Genomic DNA, 23,349 nt, shown 5'->3' on the forward strand with positions numbered 1-23,349 from the left:
ATTTACTGGCCTGGCATTTTCTTTATCTACTGGATCTCAACAGGAACCCTAGGCGCGACAGCACAAAGCAACTCATAACCAATGGTTCCACTCATTTGTGCCACATCATCGACTGGAACTTTGTCACCCCAGAGTTGAACTACGCTACCGATGCCTGCATTTGGCGCATTGCTTAAATCAATCGCTAGCATGTCCATAGAAACTCTTCCCACTAGAGGGCAAATGATCCCATGATCACCATTGCCAACCCAAACCGGCGTGCCATCTTTAGCATGACGTGGATACCCATCTGCATAGCCACAAGCCACAATGCCGATACGCATGGCATTAGGTGCCTCATAACGACCGCCGTAACCAATGCGATCCCCTTTTTGAAGTTCTTGAATATCAATAATTTCACTATGAAGTTGCATAACCGCCCTGAGATTGGCATGCTCGATATCAGCATGCAGCCCTGTTGGTGATGCGCCATAGAGCATGATGCCTGGGCGCACCCAATCACCTAAGGCGTTACGATGCCACAAAATAGCTGCAGAGTTTGCTAGTGATGTTGCACCTTCTAAACCAGCAATCGTTTCATTAAATAATTCTTGTTGACCGCCAACTGAAGGTAACTGATCTACTTGATCTGCATTGGCAAAATGGGTCATGTGGTGCATGTGATAACCAGCTGCATGCAAGCGATGAAAAACAGTTCGATATATTTCGGGCTTAAATCCCAAGCGATTCATACCGGTATTCATCTTTAGAAAGACACTTAAAGGCTTGTGGTTTTTACCTTTAAATCGCTCCAGCCAATCCACTTGAGCATCACAATGGACCACGAGGTCGCATGCTAAATCTTCCGCTCGGCTTAGCTCATTTTCATGAAATAAACCCTCTAAAAGGAGGATGCGCCCCTGCCAGCCGTGTTCCCTTAACCAGGCGGCATCTTGTATGTCTAGCAAGGCAAAGCCATCTGTAGAAGATAGCCCTTTTAATGCCGCCTCAAAACAATGGCCATAGGCGCGAGCTTTAATGACAGACCAAATTTTGGATTCTGGCGCCAATTCCCGAACTCGGTTTAAATTATGCTGAAAGGCGGCAGTATTAATAGATGCCAAAATTGGCCTATTAATCAGGCCGTTAGCTGAATCACCCATTTTCACCCCTCCTTTCATGCTTTAATTGCAGTAATGACTAGATTGTACGAATGAACCGTAGCTTTTACATCATTATGGCGGCGCAATTTTTTTCGTCGCTTGCCGATAATGCTCTCCTAATTGCCGCTATTGCGCTCTTGGCCCAGCTTCAAGCTCCGGCCTGGATGACGCCGCTGCTCAAATTGTTCTTTGTATTGTCCTACGTTCTTCTGGCAGCCTTTGTTGGAGCCTTTGCAGACTCCCGGCCCAAGGGTAATGTCATGTTTATCACCAATACCATTAAGTTTGTTGGGTGCGTGGCTATGCTGTTTGGCAGTCACCCTTTGATGGCCTATGCCATCGTTGGCCTTGGTGCCGCCGCTTACTCACCAGCTAAATATGGAATTTTGACCGAGCTTCTGCCCCCTGAAAAATTAGTCGCTGCCAATGGCTGGATTGAGGGATTAACGGTAGGCTCCATCATTATGGGCACCGTTTTAGGTGGCGTACTGATTAGCAGTACTGTATCTCAAAGCCTCTTAGCCCTGGACATGCCTACATTTGACACTGGCATTGATACGCCAGCAGAGTCGGCAATTCTGATCATCATGATGATTTATGTCGTTGCCGCACTCATTAACCTAAAGATTCCCGATACTGGCGCACGTTACGTTTCACAGAAAACCAATCCAATTGAATTGGTCAAAGACTTTGCCATTTGCTTTAAGACGCTCTGGAATGATCGCTTAGGTCAAATCTCCCTAGCGGTAACAACCTTGTTTTGGGGGGCTGGAGCAACCCTGCAATTTATTGTCATCAAATGGGCGCAAGTTGCTTTGCATATGAACCTATCCCAGGGCGCCATTTTACAAGCCATCTCAGCCGTAGGTGTTGCTGGTGGCGCCGTTTATGCGGCTTGGCGCATTCCGCTTCGTAAATCCTTAAACGTATTGCCCTATGGCATTGCTATGGGCCTAGTTGTCTGCGTCATGGCAGTCTATAACTCAGATATGCTCCCCAATACAAGCATCCTTACAGTGGGTAAGTTTCAGATATCCCTGAACTTATTGCCTGCTTATTTTTTATTAATTCTAGTAGGTTGGTTGGCGGGTTACTTTGTAGTGCCAATGAATGCCTTGTTGCAACATCGCGGTCACGTCCTGATGTCTGCTGGCCACTCCATTGCAGTACAGAACTTTAACGAGAACATTTCTGTTCTGGTGATGTTGTTAGTTTATTCTCTGCTGATCTGGCTGGATATACCAGTTCAATTTGTAATCATCGGATTTGGTTTGATTGTTAGTCTAATTATGTGGCTAGTCATCAAACGCCACGCCAGAAATCAAGCGGAGTATGACTCCATGCATCTGATCGGCGAACACAAGCAATAGGCTTGCTTAGTCTCACATCAACTGTTTTGCAGAACAGATCTCGCTAACAACATATCCTGCCAGAGCAACGCTTTATCACTTGGTTTTGCAAGCACTTGATTTAGCTCAAAAGAAGCAATCACTGGAATCTCTTCCTCATTGCCAGTATTTAAAGCCAAAACCGTTTCGCGTAACTGCGGCAATGGATCTCTTTCACCGGTGATTTTTTGAGCAGTAGGTCCCCCGAAGGCAATCGCTACAACAGGCATTTCAGGGGCGCTCAACTGACTCAGGCTCTGACTTGGATTTTTCCAAGCCCACTCATTTTTAGCCAGTCCCAAAACACGAATCATATTTTGGAACAAGATTTGAGCATCGCCCTGTGGTTCGCTACCAAAAAACCACCACATTCCATGGCTGGCTCTTGGGGTTGACTGTGCAACTTCAGGAGAGGCTTGAGCGTTGGTCTGTTCGGTTACTAAAGCTGTCGCCTGTACAACATCCCGGGAAGTCCATTCGGTGATGCCCATTTCTTTTAAGAAGGCTGAATGTGTATTGGTCATAGCTCTAGCTTAATCGATTTAGCCATTACAAGCGCATCTTCACGAGATCCAGTCTCTGGATTAGCTGGGTAGTAGTTTTTACGAACACCGATTTGTTCGTAACCCAATTTTTGATAGAGCGTTACCGCAGCCGCATTAGTTGGCCTTACCTCCAGGATGATACGAGGCATTTTTTGCTGCGCGGCCACACCCTCAATCGCAGCCATCATTCTTTGGCCTAGCCCAAGCTTACGCAAATGGGGTGATACCGTGATGTTGAGCAGGTGCAATTCATCTACTGCAGGAAATAAGATGCAGTAAGCCCAAAGCACTGCTGGATCCAAATACGAACCCTTTACCAATTGATCTACCTGAGGCCGAATGCAATAAGCCCAGTGTCCAGCCGCTAAAGAATCCGAGAAATTACCTTTTGTCCAAGGATGTATATGCGAGACAGACTCGATTTTGAGAACCGCATCTAAGTCTGCAGATTGCATTGGCATGAACGAGAGCTCTGCAATACCTCCTGCCGTGGAAATATCAGACATTACTTCATTCCCTTTTCACGCTCTGCTGTAGTAAAGGCTACTTTATTACGAACATACATTGGCTCAAGCAGTCGCACATCCACCTGCAAACCTTCTTTTAGCGATTGTTTGGCGCACTCTAAAACTCCCAATGCAGAGATTGAGATCTCAGCATCCTTTGGGCCGTTAAATATCGGCAAACGGCTGCCGTAAGCGTTTAAAGCGCTACCAGCTAAGAGTTGCACGCCATCAAAGTTAAGATCTTCAGGCTTTGTAAGGTGGATATCGCTCATGCGTTTTGGCAATTGATAAGCCTGAGACTCATAACTTGCCCAATAAATTTCTTCCATGCGCGCATCAATGGCAATCATGAATCGTTGAGGCTTAGTATTCTTATAAATCTCGGTGCTGGTAATTTGGGCAGCTATTGCATCCAAGCTGCATACGGATATGACTGGCAGATTGTTTGAAATAGCGAGGCCTTGAACTGCAGCTACACCCAATCTAACTCCCGTGAATGCGCCTGGTCCAATACCAACAGCAATAGCATCAAGATCTTTTAAAGACAGTTTTGCATTAGTGAGTAGTGACTCAATCCAGGGCAATAGAAGTTGGCTGGCACCCGCCGAAACAGCTTCATGCCTGAATTCTGGTGCTTTATCACCTAAAGATAAAGCCACCGAACACCACGCTGAAGAGGTGTCGATGGCCAATATATTTGCCAATTTAAATCCTGTTTGCTAATTACAAAACCAAATTATGAACTCAATCCCGCAATCACTTCGGGAGGTGCTTGTACCAGCTCAATGAGCACCCCTTCTCCGCTAATCGGGAAGTCATCATTCCCCTTGGGATGGACAAAGGTGATGTCGTAGCCAGCTGCACCCTTGCGGATACCACCTGGAGCAAATCGCAAGCCATTGGCTGAGAGCCACTCGACCGCTTTAGGCAAGTCATCCACCCATAAGCCAATATGATTTAAGGGCGTTTGATGAACTGCCGGTTTCTTTTCGATATCAAATGGCTGCATCAGATCAACCTCAATCTCATGAGCACCAGAACCAATTGCACAGATGTCCTCATCTACGTTTTCACGCTCGGAGACAAAAGTGCTTTTGTATTCAAATCCCAGCATATCAACCCACAACTTCTTGAGTCGATCTTTATTCTCACCACCAATAGCGATTTGCTGAATACCTAAAATCTTAAATGGCTTAGCGCTCATAGTCATTTACCTGCTTATTCAAAACGAATAATTAATTGATCCACCGCCAAACTATCGCCCTCTTTGGCGCAGATTTCAGCAACCACACCATCTTGCATAGCGGATAGTGTATTTTCCATTTTCATCGCTTCAATTGAGGCTAGTTTCTGACCTGCGGTAACTGCCTCACCTGCCTTGACGGCAATTTTTGTTAACAGGCCTGGCATAGGAGACATCACTAGTTTAGAAGTATCTGGCGGTAACTTGACAGGCATACGACGTTGCAACTCTGCGCCTAAAGGACTTAGAACCATGCATTCGTAATGAGCGCCATCAAGAATTAATCCATATCTAACGCCGCGGCGCTCCACTTGAGCCGTGATTTTGTGCGTACCGTTAATAGTCGCATGCAGACAAATTTGTCCAGGACGCCAGTCACTGACAATGTCATAACGGCTTACACCATCCGCGTCATCAATGTAGACAGAATAGATGCCATCTTTGAGCTCAACACGAATAGGCACTTCATACGGGTCATTCATTGAGCCGGTTTTTTTGCCAGTAACCACTACAAATTTCTTCGCAATAATCATTTCGTGGCCAGCCAATTGACCATCAATCATCTTGATGTGCTCAAGATAGCGATAGCGCATAAACGCAGCTAATGCTGCCAAACGCTTAGGATCGGCGGGCTGTACAGAATCCTTTTTAAAGCCCTCTGGATATTCTTCTGCAATAAAGCCAGTTGTAAAGTCGCCATTTACAAAGCGTGGGTGTTGCAATAGAGCCGCTTGAAATGGAATGTTGGAATGAATGCCGCGAATCACAAAATCATTCAATGCTGCGCGCATCTTTTCAATTGCTTCCGTGCGATCCTTGCCGTGAACAATCAATTTAGCAATCATTGAGTCGTAGTACATCGGAATTTCACCGCCCTCATACACGCCAGCATCAACGCGCACTCCATTGATAGACTCTGGCGGACGGTACTTCACTAGACGGCCAGTTGAAGGGAGGAAATTGCGGAATGGATCATCAGCATTAATACGACATTCCATAGACCATCCGTCTAATTTCACATCTTCCTGCTTAAATGCTAACTTCTCACCCGCAGCAACCCGAATCATCTGCTCTACCAAGTCAAGACCAGTAATACTTTCGGTCACTGGATGCTCAACTTGTAAACGGGTATTCATTTCTAGGAAATAGAAAGACTTATCTTTACCAACCACAAACTCCACCGTACCGGCAGATTGGTAGTTCACAGCCTTTGCTAATGCAACTGCTTGTTCGCCCATCGCTTTACGAGTCGCCGGATCGATAAAAGGCGAAGGCGCTTCTTCGATGACTTTTTGATGACGGCGCTGAATGGAGCAATCACGCTCATTGAGATAAACCACATTGCAAAAGGAGTCACCTAAAACCTGAATCTCAATATGACGCGGACCCTCTACAAACTTCTCGATAAAAATACGATCGTCACCGAAGCTATTCATTGCTTCGGTTTTGCAAGCTGCAAAACCTTCGGCAGCTTCTTTATCATTAAATGCAACGCGCAAGCCCTTACCACCACCGCCTGCCGAAGCTTTAATCATGACGGGATAGCCAATACCTTGAGCAATTTTGACCGCTTCTTCAGTGGTGTCAATCGCCTCGTTATAACCAGGAATAGTATTTACCTTGGCTTCTAAAGCAAGCTTCTTGGAGGCGATCTTGTCACCCATAGCAGCGATGGATTGATGCTTAGGGCCAATAAAGACAATGCCTTCTTCCTCGCAACGCTTAGCAAACTGCTCGTTCTCAGATAAGAAACCATAACCAGGATGAACTGCTTCAGCACCAGTATCTTTACAGGCCTGGATAATTCGGTCCATTACTAAGTAGGATTCACGCGAAGGTGCTGGTCCAATACAAACCGCTTCATCAGCCAGTTGTACGTGACGCGCTTCTTTATCGGCCTCTGAGTAAACGGCTACAGTCTTGATGCCCATCTTTTTAGCGGTCATCATCACACGGCAAGCAATTTCGCCGCGGTTAGCAATCAGTATTTTCTTAAACATTTTCGTAGTCATAATTTGTCAGCGCCTTTACAGAGGAATATTGCCGTGTTTACGCGCAGGATTCTTCAAGTCTTTGTCTTTGAGCATCGCTAGTGAACGAGCAATCCGTTTACGGGTCTCATGCGGGAGAATGACGTCATCGATGTAACCGCGACGACCTGCTACAAACGGGTTGGCAAACTTCGACTTGTACTCAGCTTCACGTGCAGTGATTTTTTCTGGGTCCGATTTCTCTTCACGGAAAATAATCTCAACAGCGCCCTTAGGGCCCATCACGGCAATTTCTGCTGAAGGCCAGGCAAAGTTCACGTCACCACGTAAATGCTTAGAAGCCATCACGTCATAGGCGCCACCATATGCTTTTCGAGTAATTAAAGTCACCTTGGGTACGGTGCAATCAGCGTACGCATAGAGCAATTTCGCACCATGCTTAATAATGCCGCCGTATTCTTGTGCAGTGCCGGGCATAAAGCCAGGAACGTCAACTAAGGTCACTACCGGAATATTGAAGGCATCGCAGAAGCGTACGAAACGCGCAGCTTTGATGGATGCCTTGATATCCAAACAACCAGCCAGAATCAATGGTTGATTGGCAACAATACCAATTGAACGGCCTTCGATACGAGCAAAGCCAATCACGATATTTTTTGCGTAGTCAGGTTGCAACTCAAAAAACTCGCCATCATCAACAATCTTCTCAATCAACTCTTTCATATCGTAAGGTTGATTTGGATTGGATGGCACTAAGGTATCTAATGAAAAATCAGGCTCTTCAGTTCGATTTGCGCCTTTAATCAAAGGTGGTTTTTCACGATTTGAGAGCGGTAAGTAGTTAAAGAAACGACGCAGCATCATGATTGCATCTACATCATTATCAAAAGCCAAATCGCAAACACCGGATACTGTTGAGTGAGTCACTGCACCACCCAACTCTTCAGCAGTAACATCCTCATGGGTCACAGTCTTTACTACTTCAGGGCCCGTTACAAACATGTAAGAGCTATCTTTGACCATGAAGATAAAGTCGGTCAAGGCCGGGGAATAAACAGCACCACCAGCTGATGGTCCCATGATCAAGGAAATTTGCGGGATCACGCCAGATGCGGTCACATTGCGTTGGAAAATCTCTGCATAGCCGCCAAGTGATGCAACACCCTCTTGAATACGCGCACCGCCAGAGTCATTTAGGCCGATTACAGGAGCGCCTACCTTGAGTGCTTGATCCATGATCTTGCAAATCTTTTCTGCATGGGCCTCTGACAAGGAGCCACCTAAAACAGTGAAGTCCTGGGAGAAAACAAACACCAGGCGACCATTAATCATTCCGTACCCTGTGACAACACCGTCGCCAGGAACAGTTTGATCAGCCATGCCAAAATCATGACAACGGTGCTCAACGAACATATCCCATTCCTCGAATGTGCCAGCATCAAGCAAAAGCTCAATACGCTCACGAGCAGTTAATTTGCCCTTCGCATGTTGAGCCTGAATGCGCTTTTGCCCGCCACCCAATCGAGCAAGCTCACGCTTCGCTTCCAGTTGTTGAATGATTTCCTTCATTTCCTGCTCCTTAGAAAAATTCATGCCCCATGGCTTCCAGTAGTCGTCTTGCCGCTACTGAAGCTGCCATAGTTCCTTGGTTTACCTGTGCTGCCAAGCTTGGTAGAAGCGCTTGAACGGCTTCGTTACTACGAAATGCATTTTTTAATCCTGCATCGATGCGATCCCACATCCATGCACCTGATTGCTCTTTGCGACGAGAGTCAAATTTCCCATTGGCTTTTTGGAGAGACTCAAAATGAGATACCTTTTCCCATAGCTCCGGAACCCCCTTACCCTCCAGGGCGCTTAAAGTCATGACCTGTGGATGCCAAAACTCTTTGTCATGGGATTCGTGATCCGGATTGCCTTGAAAGCCGAGCAGTCGTAAGGAGCTGGTGATAAATAACTGAGCACGCATTGCGGCATCAGGATCGATGTCTACTTTATTGATGACGATCAGATCGGCGATTTCCATTACGCCTTTCTTGATCGCTTGCAAATCATCGCCAGCATTGGGGAGCTGCATCAACAGGAACATATCTGTCATACCTGCAACCGCAATCTCACTCTGCCCTACGCCGACTGTTTCAACAATAATCACATCAAAACCTGCAGCCTCAGCCACCAACATTGCCTCACGCGTCTTCTCCGCTACGCCACCCAGCGTACAAGACGATGGACTTGGGCGAATAAAGGCGTGCTCCAGAACGGATAGACGTTCCATACGGGTCTTATCACCCAAAATGGAACCGCCAGAGATGCTAGAAGAAGGATCGATCGCGAGTACAGCAACTCGATGTCCTTTTTCAATAAGGTAAAGACCTAAAGATTCTATTAAGGTTGATTTACCAACACCTGGGACGCCAGAGATACCTAACCGAAAGGATTTACCTGTTTTAGGCAATAAAGAATTGAGCACGTCATCAGCACGATGACGATGGTCTAGTCGAGTTGACTCAAGCAGCGTAATGATTTTCGCCAATGCACGTCGCTGTTTAAGCGATGGCGCACCAATGAGATCATTCACTAGGGCTTGATCAGCGGCTTCGAGCATGCCTATGGCCTGTACTAAGCTGGTTTAACAGATTTGCGGATTTGCTCGAGCACATCCTTGGCCGAAGCCGGAATTGGAGTGCCTGGACCATAAATGCCTTTAACACCCGCCTCATAGAGGAACTCGTAATCTTGCCTTGGAATCACACCACCAACGAAGACGATGATGTCGTCTGAACCCTGTCTTTTTAATTCAGCAATGATGGCTGGCACCAAGGTCTTATGGCCGGCCGCTAAGGTGGAGACACCCAATGCATGTACGTCATTCTCGATCGCCTGGCGTGCACATTCTTCTGGAGTTTGAAATAACGGTCCGATATCCACGTCAAAACCCAAGTCAGCATAAGCTGTAGCAACCACCTTTGCTCCACGGTCGTGGCCATCTTGCCCCAACTTAGCAATCATCACGCGTGGACGACGACCAAAGTCTTTTGCAAAGTCAGCAATTTCAGTCTGGAGTTTTGCCCAGCCTTCGGCTGAATCATAAGCAGCTGCATACACACCGGTCACCTTTTGAGTATCGGCGCGATGGCGCCCGTAAACTTTTTCTAATGCATCAGATACTTCGCCAACGGTTGCTCGTAAACGAATTGCATTGACAGATAACTCCAACAAGTTTCCAGAGTTATCTTCAGCAGCCTTAGTCAACGCCTCTAATGCAGCCTCTACTTTTTTGGAGTCACGCTTAGCCTTAATTTCTTTAAGGCGTGCAACCTGACCTTCGCGAACTTTATCGTTGTCGATCATCAATACATCAACGAGATCTTCTTTGCCAAGCTTGTATTTGTTCACACCCACAATGACGTCCGAGCCTGAATCTATCTTGGCCTGTTTCTCAGCAGCAGCAGCTTCAATTTTGAGCTTGGCCCAACCACTTTCAACCGCCTTGGTCATGCCGCCCATGGCTTCTACTTCTTGAATAATTTCCCAGGCTTTGTCAGCCATTTCTTGAGTGAGATTTTCCATCATGTAAGAGCCTGCCCATGGATCGATCACACTTGGAATATGGGTTTCTTCTTGAAGGATCAACTGGGTATTGCGCGCAATACGGCTGGAGAACTCGGAAGGCAAGGCAATCGCCTCATCTAAAGAGTTGGTATGCAATGACTGCGTACCACCAAATACTGCAGCCATCGCCTCTACCGTAGTTCTTACTACGTTGTTGTATGGATCTTGCTCAGTTAAGGACCAGCCGGATGTTTGGCAGTGCGTACGCAACATCAATGACTTCGGATTCTTTGGCTCGAAGGATTTCATAATGCGCCACCACAACAAGCGGGCGGCACGCAACTTGGCCACTTCAAGGTAGAAATTCATACCAATCGCAAAGAAGAAAGAGAGACGGCCTGCGAAGCCATCAACATCCAAACCTTTAGCGAGCGCTGTTTTTACATACTCTTTACCATCGGCCAAAGTGAATGCCAATTCCAACACTTGATTGGCGCCAGCTTCTTGCATGTGATAACCCGAAATAGAAATCGAGTTGAACTTCGGCATGTGCTTAGCGGTGTACTCAATGATGTCGCCAATAATACGAATCGAAGGCTCTGGTGGGTAAATGTAGGTATTGCGAACCATGAACTCTTTCAGAATATCATTCTGAATCGTTCCGGATAGTTGCTCCTGTTTCACGCCTTGCTCTTCACCAGCAACAATGTAACCAGCCAGTACCGGTAATACAGCGCCGTTCATCGTCATTGAAACAGATACCTTGTCCAATGGAATGCCATCAAACAAGATCTTCATATCTTCTACAGAGTCAATCGCAACACCGGCCTTACCAACGTCACCGGTAACACGTGGATGATCAGAGTCGTAACCGCGATGAGTGGCTAAGTCAAAAGCAACGGATACACCTTGACCACCTGCATCAAGTGCCTTGCGATAAAACGCATTGGATTCTTCTGCAGTTGAAAATCCAGCGTACTGACGAATAGTCCAAGGACGAACCGAGTACATCGTCGCTTGTGGACCACGTACAAATGGCTCAAATCCAGGCAATGTATCGGTATAGTTAAGACCTTCAACATCCGATGATGTGTACAAAGCTTTTAAATGAATTCCATCCGGAGTTTTCCAACCCAAGGAATCAACATCACCATTAGGTGCAGATTTTTGTGCTGACTTTTTCCAGGCCTCTAAATTGGCGTCTGGAAATGATGGCCATGAATTATTTTCTTTAGAACTCACAAAAACTCCCGGTTAATTTTTGCTGCATTGCATCGAAATATCCTTACATTCTGCTTGACTATTTCTCATTTGTCTAGCTATCATGTATTCATAATTATGAATACAAAACTGAATAATAGACCCTTATACGAAGACGTTGCTGACCGCCTGCGGGAGCAGATATTTAGCAAACAATTGGCCCCAGGAAGCTGGCTGGATGAGCAATCGCTTGCTGAGCAATTCGGCATTAGTCGCACGCCAATGCGTGAGGCGATCAAGGTTCTGGCATCTGAAGGCCTCGTCACCATCAAAATGCGGCGTGGCGCGTATGTGACAGAAGTAGCCAGAAAAGATCTGGAGCAGATCTTTACCATCCTCTCCCTTTTAGAGGGTCAAGCAGCTAAGGAAACGGCGATTAAAGCAACTGAAGCAGAGCTCAATATGCTGGACCACTTGCACCACCGCTTAGAGAAAGCCGCTGCCGACCGAGATATTGAGCAGTTTTTTGAAATAAATGGCAAATTTCATGAGCTAATACAAGAAATTGCAGGCAATAAATGGATGAATGGTGTCATAGCTGATCTACGTAAAGTTCTCAAATTACATCGTAGAGACTCATTAACTAGCACCGGTAGACTGCAAAACTCTTTAGTTGAGCACCGAGAAATCCTTCGAGCACTTCTCAAGCGAGATGAGCAAGCTGCTGAATCGGTGATGCGTAAACATCTTGCCCATGGGCTAGAGGCGCTAAGATAAAAACTATAAAAAATAAAGGCTTAGAAGATTATTCTAAGCCTTTAATCTAAGTAGCCCAAGCTAGCAGGGTTTACTTTTTAATAACAAAATTACCTGGCAAGCTGGAAACATAAGCGGCGATATCTTGCATATCAGCATCACTAAAGGCTTGTACTTGCGAGCCCATGATGGCGTTATTACGACCATACTGAGGATTGCCGTTACCTACTTTGTAAGCCTTCAAGGCGTAATACAAGTAATCAGAATACTGGCCAGCCAACTTTGGATAAGCCGGCAAGATTGGAGCATTGAGTCCAGCACCATGGCAAGAGGCGCAATTAGCCTTCTCTACCAATGCCTGACCTTTATCTACGTTGGCAGCATTTGCTACGTTTACCAAACCAATGCTGGAGAGCAAAACTGCTGTAATTAGTGCAAATTTCATAAAAGTATCTCTATGTATCTTTATCAATGAATCACTTCAATGGGTTGTTCGGTGTGCTGGCAGTTTGCGCAGCATAGTATTCGCCAATATCGGCCATATCTTGGTCAGACAAGCTGGCAGCAATAGCGCGCATCGTTGGATGCTTGCGTTCACCTTTTTTGTACTCTGACAAAGCAGTAGCAATATAGGCACCATTTTGACCGCCCAACATAGGGACTTTGTATACCAATGGGTAATCAGCGCGGTAATCAGGGATGGAGTGGCAACCAACACAAAGCCAAACCTTAGCATTACCAGCAGCGGCATTGCCTTTAACTTCATCAGCCTGAGCAACAAAACCTGCAAAAGCTAAAGTTGCAGCAACGGCCAAATGAGGAAGAAATGTGAGTTTTTTCATAGAAATCATTATTAATGAGTTTGATTTGGATCAATTTGGGAAGAGTATAGCGGACAGATGCCTTTCCCGTCATTTCAGAGACCAAAATCAGTAGAAACACTGAAAAATTCCCCTCATTTACCTATACTTGAATGCTTAATCCAGTCCTTATTTAGGTATGTCTATGAGCAAATCCACCCCACCCTCTCCAAATCGCTTTGCGGGCAGCCAAAGCTATGTCGCTACCGATGATCTGAAATTGGCAGTAAATGCGGCCATTGCTCTGCAGCGTCCTCTTCTTATTAAAGGAGAGCCCGGCACTGGAAAAACTATGCTCGCTGAAGAAGTCGCTGCTGCCCTCAACATGCCGCTGTTGCAATGGCATATCAAATCAACCACTAAGGCTCAGCAGGGTCTATATGAATACGATGCCGTAAGCCGTTTGCGCGACTCCCAATTGGGTGATGAAAAAGTAAACGATATTCGCAACTACATTGTGAAAGGTGTTCTTTGGCAAGCTTTTGAAGCAGATGAGCCGACTGTATTGCTAATCGATGAAATTGATAAAGCAGATATTGAGTTTCCGAATGATTTATTACGTGAAATTGATCGCATGGAGTTTTATGTCTATGAAACTCGTGAATTGATTAAGGCTAAACATCGCCCGCTCGTCATCATTACTTCAAACAATGAAAAAGAATTACCCGATGCTTTCTTACGTCGTTGCTTCTTTCATTACATCACCTTCCCGGACGCCAATACGATGCAAAGCATCGTGGATGTGCACCACCCCAATATCAAACAGGATCTTTTGGATGCTGCCCTCAAGGCCTTCTACCAGATTCGCTCGTTACCGGGATTAAAAAAGAAGCCCTCTACATCTGAACTAATCGATTGGCTCAAGCTCTTATTGGCGGAAGATATTCCGCCTGAAGCATTACATAGCAGTGATGAAAAGATTGTCGTGCCGCCCTTGCACGGGGCTTTACTTAAGAATGAACAAGATATTCATCTATTTGAACGCTTGGTCATGATGAATCGCAATCATCGCTAACTTGTTAGCTAGAAGACTTCTGACATGTTGATTCAATTCTTCCTAAATCTGAAAGAGGCCAAGGTGCCTGTTTCAGTGCGAGAGTTTTTAACTCTTTTGGAGGGTTTGAAATCCGGTGTCATTAACCCATCTATTGATGAGTTTTATCAATTCTCGCGCATGACCTTAGTTAAAGATGAGCAACACTTTGATCGCTTTGATCAAGTTTTTGGATCCTACTTCAATGGGGTCGAGCAAATCATTGCGCTCTCACCAGATATTCCACTGGAATGGTTAGAGAAAAAACTTCAACGTGTACTAACGGATGAAGAAAAAGCTGCGCTGCAGAAATTAGGCGGACCGGATGCCTTAAAGAAGCGGCTTGAGGAGCTTTTAAAAGAGCAAAAAGAATGGCATGGCGGTGGCAATAAATGGATTGGCGCAGGTGGCTCTTCACCATTTGGTCACAGCGGCTACCACCCTGAAGGCATCCGTATTGGTGGCGAGAGTGCGGGCAACAGAACGGCTATCAAAGTCTGGGAAGCTCGAGAATTTAAGGATTACGACAGCGATCTAGCATTAGGTACACGCAATATAAAAGTCGCTTTACGGCGCCTACGTCGCTTTGCCCGAGAAGGATCTACTCTAGAGCTCGATTTAGATAAAACCATTCATTCAACAGCTGCCAATGCCGGCATGCTTGATATTCAAATGCGACCCGAGCGACATAACCAGGTCAAGGTTTTGCTACTGATGGATGTCGGCGGTTCGATGGATGATCATATCCAACGCATTGCTGAGTTATTTTCCGCTGCTAAGGCTGAATTTAAGCACTTAGAACATTACTATTTCCATAACTGTGTTTATGAAAACTTATGGCAAAGCAATCGCCGCAGACGTGATCAAGTGACTGCAACGCAAGACATCATTAATAAATATGGGCCCGACTACAAGCTCATATTTGTTGGAGATGCGACGATGTCTCCTTATGAAATATTGAGCCCAAACGGCTCTGTTGAATACAACAACAAAGAAGCGGGCGCTGTTTGGATTAATCGACTCATTGACCACTTCCCGCATTTTGCGTGGCTTAATCCTGAGCCCGAATCCATCTGGCAATACCGTCAATCGATCGACATCATGCAAAACCTCATGAAAGATCGCATGTACCCAGTTACTCTGAATGGCCTTGAAAGTGCCATGCGTCAGCTTTCCAAGTAAGATTCTTTTATTCAATTTAATTACAGAAACCTCATATGAGCACAACCATTAGCGAACGTCTTAAGACCCTCGGCATCGATTTACCGCCACCAGGACCTCCTGCTGCTGCCTATGTCATGGCTGCCACCACTGGTAATACCGTATTTCTTTCTGGTCACATTGCTAAGCAAGATGGCAAACCTTGGGTTGGTAAGCTCGGTAAAGACATGGATACAGAAACTGGTAAAGCCGCTGCCCGCGCTATTGCGATTGACTTGATTTCTACCTTACAAAACCACTTAGGCTCTTTGGATAAAGTAAAGCGCATCGTTAAAGTCATGGGCTTAGTGAACTCCACTGACAGCTACACAGAACAACATTTGGTAGTGAATGGCTGCTCAGAATTATTGTTTGAAGTTTTTGGCGACGCTGGCAAACATGCGCGTAGCGCCTTTGGCGTTGCTCAAATCCCGCTTGGTGCTTGTGTAGAAATTGAATTGATTGCTGAGATTTAACTCAATGCAACCTAATGGGGCTGGATTCTATCCAGCCCTAGTTTCTCGATATCGCTCTGCGTATCGACATCCATTACAAAGGCTTGATTATCAGTAACAAAAGTTTTCACTAGCTCGGGATGTAGATCCATGTAGGGCCTGCAGACCATTCCTGGAATCGATAAGATTTGATCGATCACCGCTCTTGAAAGTAACACGGGGTTACCTCGTTGACCGTTCACCATCGGCAATACGATCTCTTGGTTTACGTCTCGTTGATTAAATTGCCACAGTAATGCGTCAATCTCATTGCTAGCTATGCCAGGCTGATCGCATAAAGCAATCAACAAAACATCGTAGTCACTTTTTAGAGATTCAAGACCAAGACGTACTGAAGAGGCTTGACCCAACTGTGGCTGAAGATTTTTTATCCAAGTTATAGGGTTTGCTACGGCTTGCTTAAGTAATTTAATTTCTGCTTCGATTTGGTCCGAGTAAAAGCCTGTAACGACCAAAGTCTCAATGGGGTCAAAACTCTGGGTAGATTGAATAAAGCGCTTTAACAAACTATCTCCGCCTTTTTTTAATAAGGCTTTGGGATATCCACCCAAACGACTTCCCTCACCCGCTGCCAATATCAGGATGGCTAGACGCAAATTGGGGATTTTGAAGGATTCACCGGAGATGCTCATTAGAGTGATAATAAATAGTTATTAATAAAAGCTTTCACAAAAGAACGAAAAAGAAGAAAACGCATGAACAGCACCGATTTAAGCGTACTCAAATCTGCAGTCGAATGGCTGCAAGCGGGTCAATCTGTCGCGATTGCGACCGTGGTTCAGACTTGGGGCTCAGCACCCCGTCCAGTCGGCTCCTGGCTTGCTATACGAGCTGATGGACAAGTTGCTGGGTCTGTTTCAGGGGGCTGTGTTGAAGATGACCTTATTCGTCGGGTCCAAACTGAAATCCTTACTCGCGATACCCCAGAAATGGTGGTTTACGGAGTAACGCAGCAAGAGGCCGCCCGTTTTGGTCTGCCTTGTGGTGGCACCTTACGTTTATTGGTAGAGCCTAGGCCAGAATTAGCTATTTTGGAAAAGTTGCTTGCGAATATTTCTTCTCATCAAATTACACGCCGCTCCGTTAATTTGGCTACTGGCAAATCTACCCTCAGCTTAGGAGATCGCAGTGATGAATTTGCTTGCACTGAAGAGGAAATGCAAACCACTTACGGCCCTCGTTGGCGCATGGTGATTATTGGCGCTGGTCAGCTATCCCTATACACGGCGGATTTTGCGCTGGCTTCAGATTTCGAAGTCGTCGTGATTGATCCTCGTGAAGAATATGCCGAAGGCCTAAATCGTTCTGATATTACTTTCTCAAAGGGCATGCCAGATGATGTCTTGCTAGAGATTGGTGTTGACTCTCACACCGCTGTCGTTGCCCTGACACACGACCCCAAGTTAGATGACATGGCTTTGATGGAGGCCCTGAAGTCTCCTGCCTTTTATGTAGGGGCGCTTGGTAGCAGAAAAAATACTCAGAAACGCAAAGAGCGCTTGCTTGAGTTTGATGTCAGCCAAGAGCAGGTTGAAAAATTACACGGTCCTGTTGGTCTATATATTGGCGCTCTCACCCCACCAGAGATCGCAGTTTCGATTCTGGCAGAAGTGATTGCTGTTAAATATGGCGTGAGTATTCCAAAGAAAACTTAGCTGACTTAGCTGACTTAACTGGCTTAGTTCGCTGTTAATTTGCCGTCTTTTAAGCGCGGCTCAACAAAGTGACCTTTGCGTGCGCGGTTACCCGCAAAAGACTTCAAGGTTTTGGCATCAAGGCCGAGCTCAGTTGGTTTACCAGCACGTCCAGCGCCTGAATAGGTAGCCCCGTCAGGACCAACTGCGATAGCCGAAGCCAAGTGCTCTTTTTCATCCAAGCCCATCAGAATTACACCCTTACCGCCGGTTGGCAGACGCTTGAGTTCATCTAATGGGAAAACCAATAACTTAGAAGCTTCTGATAAGCAGGCAACTTGCTTCATGCCTACCTTCACCTTAGCAGCCCCTAGAGGAGCATCGCCAGGAACTTTAGCGTCCATGCTCAAGAATGATTTACCCGCTTTATTGCGAGTAGTCATATCAGCAACATTGGCCAAGAACCCATAGCCCGCTTTAGTAGAGAGCAATACCAAATCATCAGGTTGACCAGCGTAATAGGCAACCATTTGGGAGCCAGCGGCCAAATTGACGAAGCTAGTTAATGGCGAGCCATCACCGCGGGCACCTGGTAATTCGCTGACAGGAACTGTGTATACACGTCCGTCACTGCCAAAGCCCTGAATAACATCTACAGTTCTCACTTCAAAGGTAGCGTATAAAGCATCGCCCGCTTTGAAGCCAAATTGAGTTGCATCATGCTCATGACCTTGACGAACACGTACCCAGCCCTTTTGGGAAACAATGACTGTGACAGGCTCATCAATGACTTTGGTCTCAGCAACGGCGCGCTTATCTTCCTGAATCAGAGTGCGACGATCATCACCAAAGTCCTTCATATCGGATTCGATTTCTTTGATGATGCGCTTGCGTAATACGGTGTCGTTTTGCAATAAACCTTCCAGGTCATCACGTTCAGTCTTAAGTTCTTTCAGCTCTTGCTCGATCTTGATACCTTCAAGACGCGCCAACTGGCGCAAGCGAATATCCAGAATATCTTCAGCCTGGCGATCGCTCAGCTTGAATTCTTTGATCAAATCCGCCTTAGGTTCATCGCTATTACGGATGATCTTAATAACCTTATCAATATTGAGAAGAACGGTTAAGCGTCCTTCCAAGATATGCATACGGTCTTTGACTTTGCCTAAGCGGTGCTGAGTTCGTCTAGTAACGGTGGCAACTCTAAATGCAACCCACTCAGACAGAATTTCTTTTAAGCCTTTTTGACGTGGGCGTCCATCGTTGCCAATCATTACCAAGTTCATTGGTGCATTGGACTCGAGCGAGGTATGTGCTAACAGCAGATTGACGAACTCATTGACGTCGATATTCTTACTCTTGGGCTCAAATACCAAACGTACTGCGGCATCCTTGCTGGATTCATCACGCACGCCATCGAGCACATTCAAGATGGTTGATTTAAGATTATTTTGTTCGGGTGTTAAGGTCTTTTTGCCTACCTTAACCTTCGGGTTGGTAATCTCTTCAATCTCTTGCAAAACACGCTGCGAGGAAGTTGCTGGTGGAAGTTCGTTAACCACAATCTGCCATTGACCTCGAGCGAGTTCTTCAACAGACCAACGTGCACGCACTTTAATACTGCCGCGCCCCGCTTCATATATCTGCGCAATTTCTGCAGCAGAAGAAATGATTTGACCGCCGCCTGGATAGTCAGGGCCAGGCATGATCTCCAATAACTCTGAAGTACTCATCTTTGGAGACTTCATTAAAGCAACAGCGGCCGTAGCCACTTCACGCAAATTATGTGAAGGAATCTCGGTCGCCATACCAACGGCAATACCGGATGCACCATTGAGCAATACAAAAGGCAAGCGCGCTGGCAATAATTTAGGCTCTTGAAATGAGCCGTCATAGTTCGGCGCAAAATCTACCGTACCCTCATCAATCTCACTCAGAAGCAAACTAGCGATCTTAGTAAGACGTGCCTCGGTGTAACGCATCGCTGCTGCGCCATCACCATCGCGTGAGCCGAAGTTACCTTGACCATCAATTAATGGGTAGCGCAATGAGAAGCTTTGCGCCAAACGAACCAAGGCATCGTATGCGGACTGGTCGCCGTGGGGATGAAACTTACCTAATACATCGCCAACAACACGCGCACTCTTCACTGGTTTAGCATCTGCACGCAAACCCATTTCGCTCATTGAGAACAAAATACGGCGCTGTACAGGTTTTTGACCATCAGATACATCAGGCAATGCACGGCCTTTAACTACGCTAATTGCGTAATCTAAATAGGCACGCTCTGCATATACCGCTAGAGTTAAGCTGTCTTTACCATCTTCATTCAAGTCAACCGTTTTGGGGTCATGATTACCCGCTCCACCGCCAGAAGAAGCGGCAACTGCAGGGGTCTCTTCCACTTCAACAATATCCATTTCGATCGGGCTGGAGAATAAGTCAGCCTGATCTACCAGGGTATTTTTTCCAGGAGTCTTTTTAGTTGTCATTAGATATCCGCCTCCACTTCATTGCCGCGCTCTTCTAACCAATCACGGCGTGCACCAGACTCTGATTTACCCATCAACATGTCCATTGTTTTAAATGTTTCGTCTTCAGTCCATGTGCCCAAAGTGACCGGTAGTAAACGACGTGTATCTGGATTCAAAGTTGTATCCCAAAGTTGCTCTGCACTCATTTCTCCTAAGCCCTTAAAGCGGGAGATTTGCCATGCCGTTTCTTTAACGCCGTCTTTACGTAATTTATCTTCAATCGCTTGAAGCTCATTAGCATCTAAGGCATAAATCTTTTGTGCTGGTTTCTTGCCACGCGCTGGAGCATCGACTCTAAATAGTGGTGGCCTAGAAATATGCACATGTCCTAACTCAATGAGTTTGGGGAAATGCTTATAGAACAAGGTTAAGAGTAATACTTGGATGTGCGCACCATCTACGTCCGCATCAGAGAGAATGCAAACCTTGCCATAGCGCAGATTGGATAAATCAGGGCTGTCGTTTGCTCCATGCGGATCCACACCAATCGCTACAGCGATGTCATGCACTTCGTTATTGGCAAATAAGCGATCACGCTCAGCTTCCCAGGTATTTAATACCTTGCCACGCAATGGCAGGATGGCTTGATATTCCTTATTTCGCCCCATTTTGGCTGAACCGCCAGCAGAATCACCCTCTACTAGGAAGATTTCATTCATGCCAATGTCTTGACTCTCACAATCTGTGAGCTTGCCAGGCAGAACAGCTACGCCAGAAGACTTCTTCTTCTCTACCTTTTGGCCGGCACGGGTTCTTGCTTGCGCCTGCTTGATTACGAGGTCAGCTAACTTGCGACCGTAGTCAACGTGCTGATTGAGCCAAAGCTCTAAAGCAGACTTCACATAGCCAGAAACTAAACGTACGGCATCACGAGAATTTAGGCGCTCTTTAATCTGCCCTTGGAACTGAGGATCCAATACTTTGGCCGACAGAATGAAAGATGCGCGGGCAAATACGTCTTCAGGCATGAGTTTCACACCTTTCGGTTGCAATGCATGCATCTCAATAAAGCCTTTAACGGCATTAAATAAGCCTTCACGCAAACCGCTTTCGTGAGTACCGCCTGCAGGTGTTGGGATCAAGTTCACATAACTCTCGCGCACTGGTGCACCATCTTCAGTCCAGCAAACAACCCAAGCCGCGCCCTCGCCTTCAGCAAAAGAATCTTCCTCTCCAGTGCCGGTAGCGTATTGCTCGCCTTCGAATGGTGGAATGACTTCGGCGCCATGACCTGCTTGCGCAATCGCTTCATTTAAGTAGCCACGCAAGCCTTGTGCGTATTGCCATGTCTGAGTATCACCAGATTTTTCTTGAATTAGCGTTACCTTCACGCCAGGCAATAAAACAGCCTTAGAGCGTAATAGGCGAATGAGCTCAGGCATTGGAATCACTGAGCTATCAAAATACTTTCCATCTGGCCATGCACGTACGCGCGTACCGTGTGACTTATCTTCTTTTGTAGAAGAAATTGTTTTGAGCTTTTCAATCACCTTGCCATCGGCAAAGGTCAATGTCGACATTTGGCCATCACGCCAAACAGTAACTTCTAATCTTTTGGATAAGGCATTGGTTACAGAAACACCAACACCATGTAAGCCGCCTGAGAATGCATAAGCACCACCAGTGCCTTTTTCAAACTTACCGCCAGCATGAAGCTGGGTAAACACAATTTCCACTACTGGCAATTTTTCGGTAGGATGCATGCCCACTGGAATCCCGCGACCATCATCTTCTACGCTCACACTGCCATCGGTATGCATCGTGACAATGATTTGCTTACCAAAACCGCCTAAGGCTTCATCGGATGCGTTATCCAGCACCTCCTGAATGATGTGGAGTGGATTGTCGGTGCGGGTGTACATTCCAGGCCGTTGACGGACTGGTTCTAGTCCTTTTAGGACCTGAATCGACGATTCGCTGTATTCGGAAGTTTTACGGGTAGCCATGCGCGCAAATTGTAGTCATGTCTGAGCTCTAGACCGAATTTTTCGGGAATTCCCCTGTCATCCATGCCAAAATCGGGGGATGGGAGCCTTAAGTCATATTCGCGTTTTAGACCTTAGCCGAGTCTTGGCAGGGCCTTGGTGCGCTCAAAACCTAGCGGATTTGGGTGCAGATGTCATCAAAGTCGAAAGACCAGTCGTTGGCGACGATACCCGCCATTGGGGGCCTCCCTTTGTCAAAGACGCCAATGGCAAGGAAACTGAAGAATCTGCCTATTTTATTTGCATCAACCGCAATAAACGTTCAATTACGGTCGACATTGCAAAACCAGAAGGTCAAGAGTTGATCCGTCAGCTGGCTGCCGAATCGGATGTGGTGATTGAAAACTATAAAGTTGGCGACCTCGCTAAATATGGCTTGGATTATGAAAGCCTCAAAAAGGTAAAGCCAGATTTGATCTACTGCTCAATTACAGGTTTTGGTCAGACTGGCCCCTTTGCTAATCGTCCTGGCTACGACTTCATTGTTCAGGGTATGGGCGGATTTATGAGTGTCACCGGTGAAGCGGATGGTGTTAAAGGAGCTAGCCCACAAAAAGCAGGGGTTGCAATCGCAGACATCTTCACCGGCATGTATGCCTCTACAGCCATATTGGCAGCAGTCATTCACCGTGACCATACAGGTGAAGGCCAATACATCGATATGGCTTTATTAGACACCCAAATTGCAGTGATGGCTAACGTTTCAAGCGCCTACCTGACATCTGAAAAAGTGCCCCGTCGGATTGGCAATGCCTCCGTAACCATTGTTCCGTATCAAACCTTCCCAACATCGGATGGCTGGATGATTGTTGCTGCTGGCAATGACGGTCAATATAGACACTTTGTTCTGGCTGGCGAAGAAGCGCACCTTGCTGATAATCCACGTTACGCCACTAACCCACTCCGCGTTCAACACCGAGATGAGCTAGTGCCGCTACTGGAAGCTATGACCCGTAAAAAAACAAAGAAGGAATGGATATCACTTCTAGAAAAAGTAAATGTTCCTTGCGGACCAATCAATAACTTCAAAGAAGTCTTTGAAAACGAGCAAGTCATAGCTCGTGGGGTTGAGATCAATGTTCCACATCCCACTGTTGGCAATATGAAATTAGTCGCCAGTCCTATGCGTCTTTCTAAAACACCCACTGAGGTGCGAATGGCACCGCCTACGCTTGGTCAACATACGCAAGAGATTTTGCATGAACGTCTCAAGCTCGATGATCAAGCGATTGAAGCGCTGCGCACCAAGGGAATCATCTAAGCTC

The 23,349-nt window shown here is 46.3% G+C and carries 21 protein-coding genes; 7 read left to right on the plus strand and 14 right to left on the minus strand.

Annotation, left to right across the window (positions count from 1 at the left end):
- Positions 1–26 precede the first annotated feature (26 nt).
- Positions 27–1,118, minus strand: coding sequence for an alanine racemase (gene alr, locus VC159_RS05880; RefSeq protein ID WP_323473567.1), 1,092 nt, complete (start codon positions 1,116–1,118; stop codon positions 27–29).
- Between the two features lie 74 nt (positions 1,119–1,192).
- Here alr and lplT point away from each other — a divergent pair, with 74 nt between their 5' ends.
- Positions 1,193–2,512: a lysophospholipid transporter LplT gene (gene lplT / locus VC159_RS05885; RefSeq protein ID WP_323473065.1), complete on the plus strand. Its 1,320-nt coding sequence runs from the start codon at positions 1,193–1,195 to the stop codon at positions 2,510–2,512.
- Positions 2,513–2,529: 17 nt separating this feature from the next.
- Here the strand turns inward: lplT and VC159_RS05890 are convergent, their stop codons facing one another.
- The 8 genes from VC159_RS05890 to scpA are packed head-to-tail and all read right to left on the minus strand — an operon-like array spanning position 2,530 to position 11,609.
- Positions 2,530–3,054, minus strand: coding sequence for a hypothetical protein (locus tag VC159_RS05890; protein ID WP_323473066.1), 525 nt, complete (start codon positions 3,052–3,054; stop codon positions 2,530–2,532).
- Positions 3,051–3,581: a ribosomal protein S18-alanine N-acetyltransferase gene (gene rimI, locus VC159_RS05895; RefSeq protein WP_323473067.1), complete on the minus strand. Its 531-nt coding sequence runs from the start codon at positions 3,579–3,581 to the stop codon at positions 3,051–3,053. The genes VC159_RS05890 and rimI overlap by 4 nt, the downstream gene beginning before the upstream one ends.
- Positions 3,581–4,285, minus strand: a complete 705-nt coding sequence (gene tsaB / locus VC159_RS05900) for a tRNA (adenosine(37)-N6)-threonylcarbamoyltransferase complex dimerization subunit type 1 TsaB (protein WP_323473068.1) — start codon at positions 4,283–4,285, stop codon at positions 3,581–3,583. Before tsaB ends, rimI begins: the two co-directional genes overlap by 1 nt.
- A gap of 32 nt (positions 4,286–4,317) precedes the next feature.
- The gene (locus VC159_RS05905; RefSeq protein ID WP_215360382.1) at positions 4,318–4,785 is read right to left on the minus strand and encodes a VOC family protein; all 468 of its coding nucleotides are present in this window, start codon (positions 4,783–4,785) and stop codon (positions 4,318–4,320) included.
- Between the two features lie 14 nt (positions 4,786–4,799).
- Positions 4,800–6,836 (minus strand): acetyl-CoA carboxylase biotin carboxylase subunit, encoded by a 2,037-nt coding sequence (gene accC, locus VC159_RS05910; protein ID WP_323473069.1) that lies wholly within the window; start codon positions 6,834–6,836, stop codon positions 4,800–4,802.
- Between the two features lie 15 nt (positions 6,837–6,851).
- Entirely contained in the window at positions 6,852–8,384 is a 1,533-nt protein-coding gene (locus tag VC159_RS05915) for an acyl-CoA carboxylase subunit beta (RefSeq protein WP_072582555.1), read from the minus strand.
- A gap of 10 nt (positions 8,385–8,394) precedes the next feature.
- Positions 8,395–9,420, minus strand: a complete 1,026-nt coding sequence (gene meaB, locus VC159_RS05920; protein ID WP_215360215.1) for a methylmalonyl Co-A mutase-associated GTPase MeaB — start codon at positions 9,418–9,420, stop codon at positions 8,395–8,397.
- 14 nt (positions 9,421–9,434) lie between these two features.
- Positions 9,435–11,609 (minus strand): methylmalonyl-CoA mutase, encoded by a 2,175-nt coding sequence (gene scpA, locus VC159_RS05925; RefSeq protein WP_215360213.1) that lies wholly within the window; start codon positions 11,607–11,609, stop codon positions 9,435–9,437.
- A 96-nt stretch (positions 11,610–11,705) separates the two neighbouring features.
- Between scpA and VC159_RS05930 the strand changes: the two genes are divergently transcribed.
- Positions 11,706–12,344, plus strand: coding sequence for a GntR family transcriptional regulator (locus VC159_RS05930; protein WP_323473070.1), 639 nt, complete (start codon positions 11,706–11,708; stop codon positions 12,342–12,344).
- 70 nt (positions 12,345–12,414) lie between these two features.
- Here VC159_RS05930 and VC159_RS05935 read toward each other — a convergent pair whose 3' ends face one another.
- Both VC159_RS05935 and VC159_RS05940 read right to left on the minus strand, forming a co-directional pair.
- Positions 12,415–12,768, minus strand: a complete 354-nt coding sequence (locus VC159_RS05935) for a c-type cytochrome (protein WP_072582384.1) — start codon at positions 12,766–12,768, stop codon at positions 12,415–12,417.
- 31 nt (positions 12,769–12,799) lie between these two features.
- Positions 12,800–13,165: a cytochrome c gene (locus VC159_RS05940; protein ID WP_323473071.1), complete on the minus strand. Its 366-nt coding sequence runs from the start codon at positions 13,163–13,165 to the stop codon at positions 12,800–12,802.
- A gap of 163 nt (positions 13,166–13,328) precedes the next feature.
- Between VC159_RS05940 and VC159_RS05945 the strand changes: the two genes are divergently transcribed.
- Genes VC159_RS05945 through VC159_RS05955 form a run of 3 tightly spaced genes read left to right on the plus strand, consistent with a single transcriptional unit; the run spans position 13,329 to position 15,892 of the window.
- Positions 13,329–14,198, plus strand: coding sequence for a MoxR family ATPase (locus tag VC159_RS05945; RefSeq protein ID WP_323473072.1), 870 nt, complete (start codon positions 13,329–13,331; stop codon positions 14,196–14,198).
- Positions 14,199–14,222: 24 nt separating this feature from the next.
- Entirely contained in the window at positions 14,223–15,398 is a 1,176-nt protein-coding gene (locus VC159_RS05950; RefSeq protein WP_323473073.1) for a vWA domain-containing protein, read from the plus strand.
- A 35-nt stretch (positions 15,399–15,433) separates the two neighbouring features.
- The gene (locus VC159_RS05955) at positions 15,434–15,892 is read left to right on the plus strand and encodes a RidA family protein (RefSeq protein WP_323473074.1); all 459 of its coding nucleotides are present in this window, start codon (positions 15,434–15,436) and stop codon (positions 15,890–15,892) included.
- A gap of 11 nt (positions 15,893–15,903) precedes the next feature.
- Here the strand turns inward: VC159_RS05955 and VC159_RS05960 are convergent, their stop codons facing one another.
- Entirely contained in the window at positions 15,904–16,563 is a 660-nt protein-coding gene (locus VC159_RS05960; RefSeq protein ID WP_323473075.1) for a nucleotidyltransferase family protein, read from the minus strand.
- 63 nt (positions 16,564–16,626) lie between these two features.
- Between VC159_RS05960 and VC159_RS05965 the strand changes: the two genes are divergently transcribed.
- The gene (locus tag VC159_RS05965; RefSeq protein ID WP_323473076.1) at positions 16,627–17,586 is read left to right on the plus strand and encodes an XdhC family protein; all 960 of its coding nucleotides are present in this window, start codon (positions 16,627–16,629) and stop codon (positions 17,584–17,586) included.
- Between the two features lie 23 nt (positions 17,587–17,609).
- Here VC159_RS05965 and parC read toward each other — a convergent pair whose 3' ends face one another.
- Complete coding sequence (gene parC / locus VC159_RS05970; protein ID WP_323473568.1) at positions 17,610–19,985, minus strand: DNA topoisomerase IV subunit A; 2,376 nt, start codon at positions 19,983–19,985, stop codon at positions 17,610–17,612.
- Between the two features lie 71 nt (positions 19,986–20,056).
- Positions 20,057–22,045: a DNA topoisomerase IV subunit B gene (locus tag VC159_RS05975; protein WP_323473077.1), complete on the minus strand. Its 1,989-nt coding sequence runs from the start codon at positions 22,043–22,045 to the stop codon at positions 20,057–20,059.
- Positions 22,046–22,124: 79 nt separating this feature from the next.
- Here VC159_RS05975 and VC159_RS05980 point away from each other — a divergent pair, with 79 nt between their 5' ends.
- Positions 22,125–23,345: a CaiB/BaiF CoA-transferase family protein gene (locus VC159_RS05980; RefSeq protein ID WP_323473078.1), complete on the plus strand. Its 1,221-nt coding sequence runs from the start codon at positions 22,125–22,127 to the stop codon at positions 23,343–23,345.
- Positions 23,346–23,349: the final 4 nt, after the last annotated feature.

The sequence above is a fragment of the Polynucleobacter sp. JS-JIR-II-c23 genome, from assembly GCF_035011225.1.
In the GTDB taxonomy this organism is placed as follows: domain Bacteria; phylum Pseudomonadota; class Gammaproteobacteria; order Burkholderiales; family Burkholderiaceae; genus Polynucleobacter.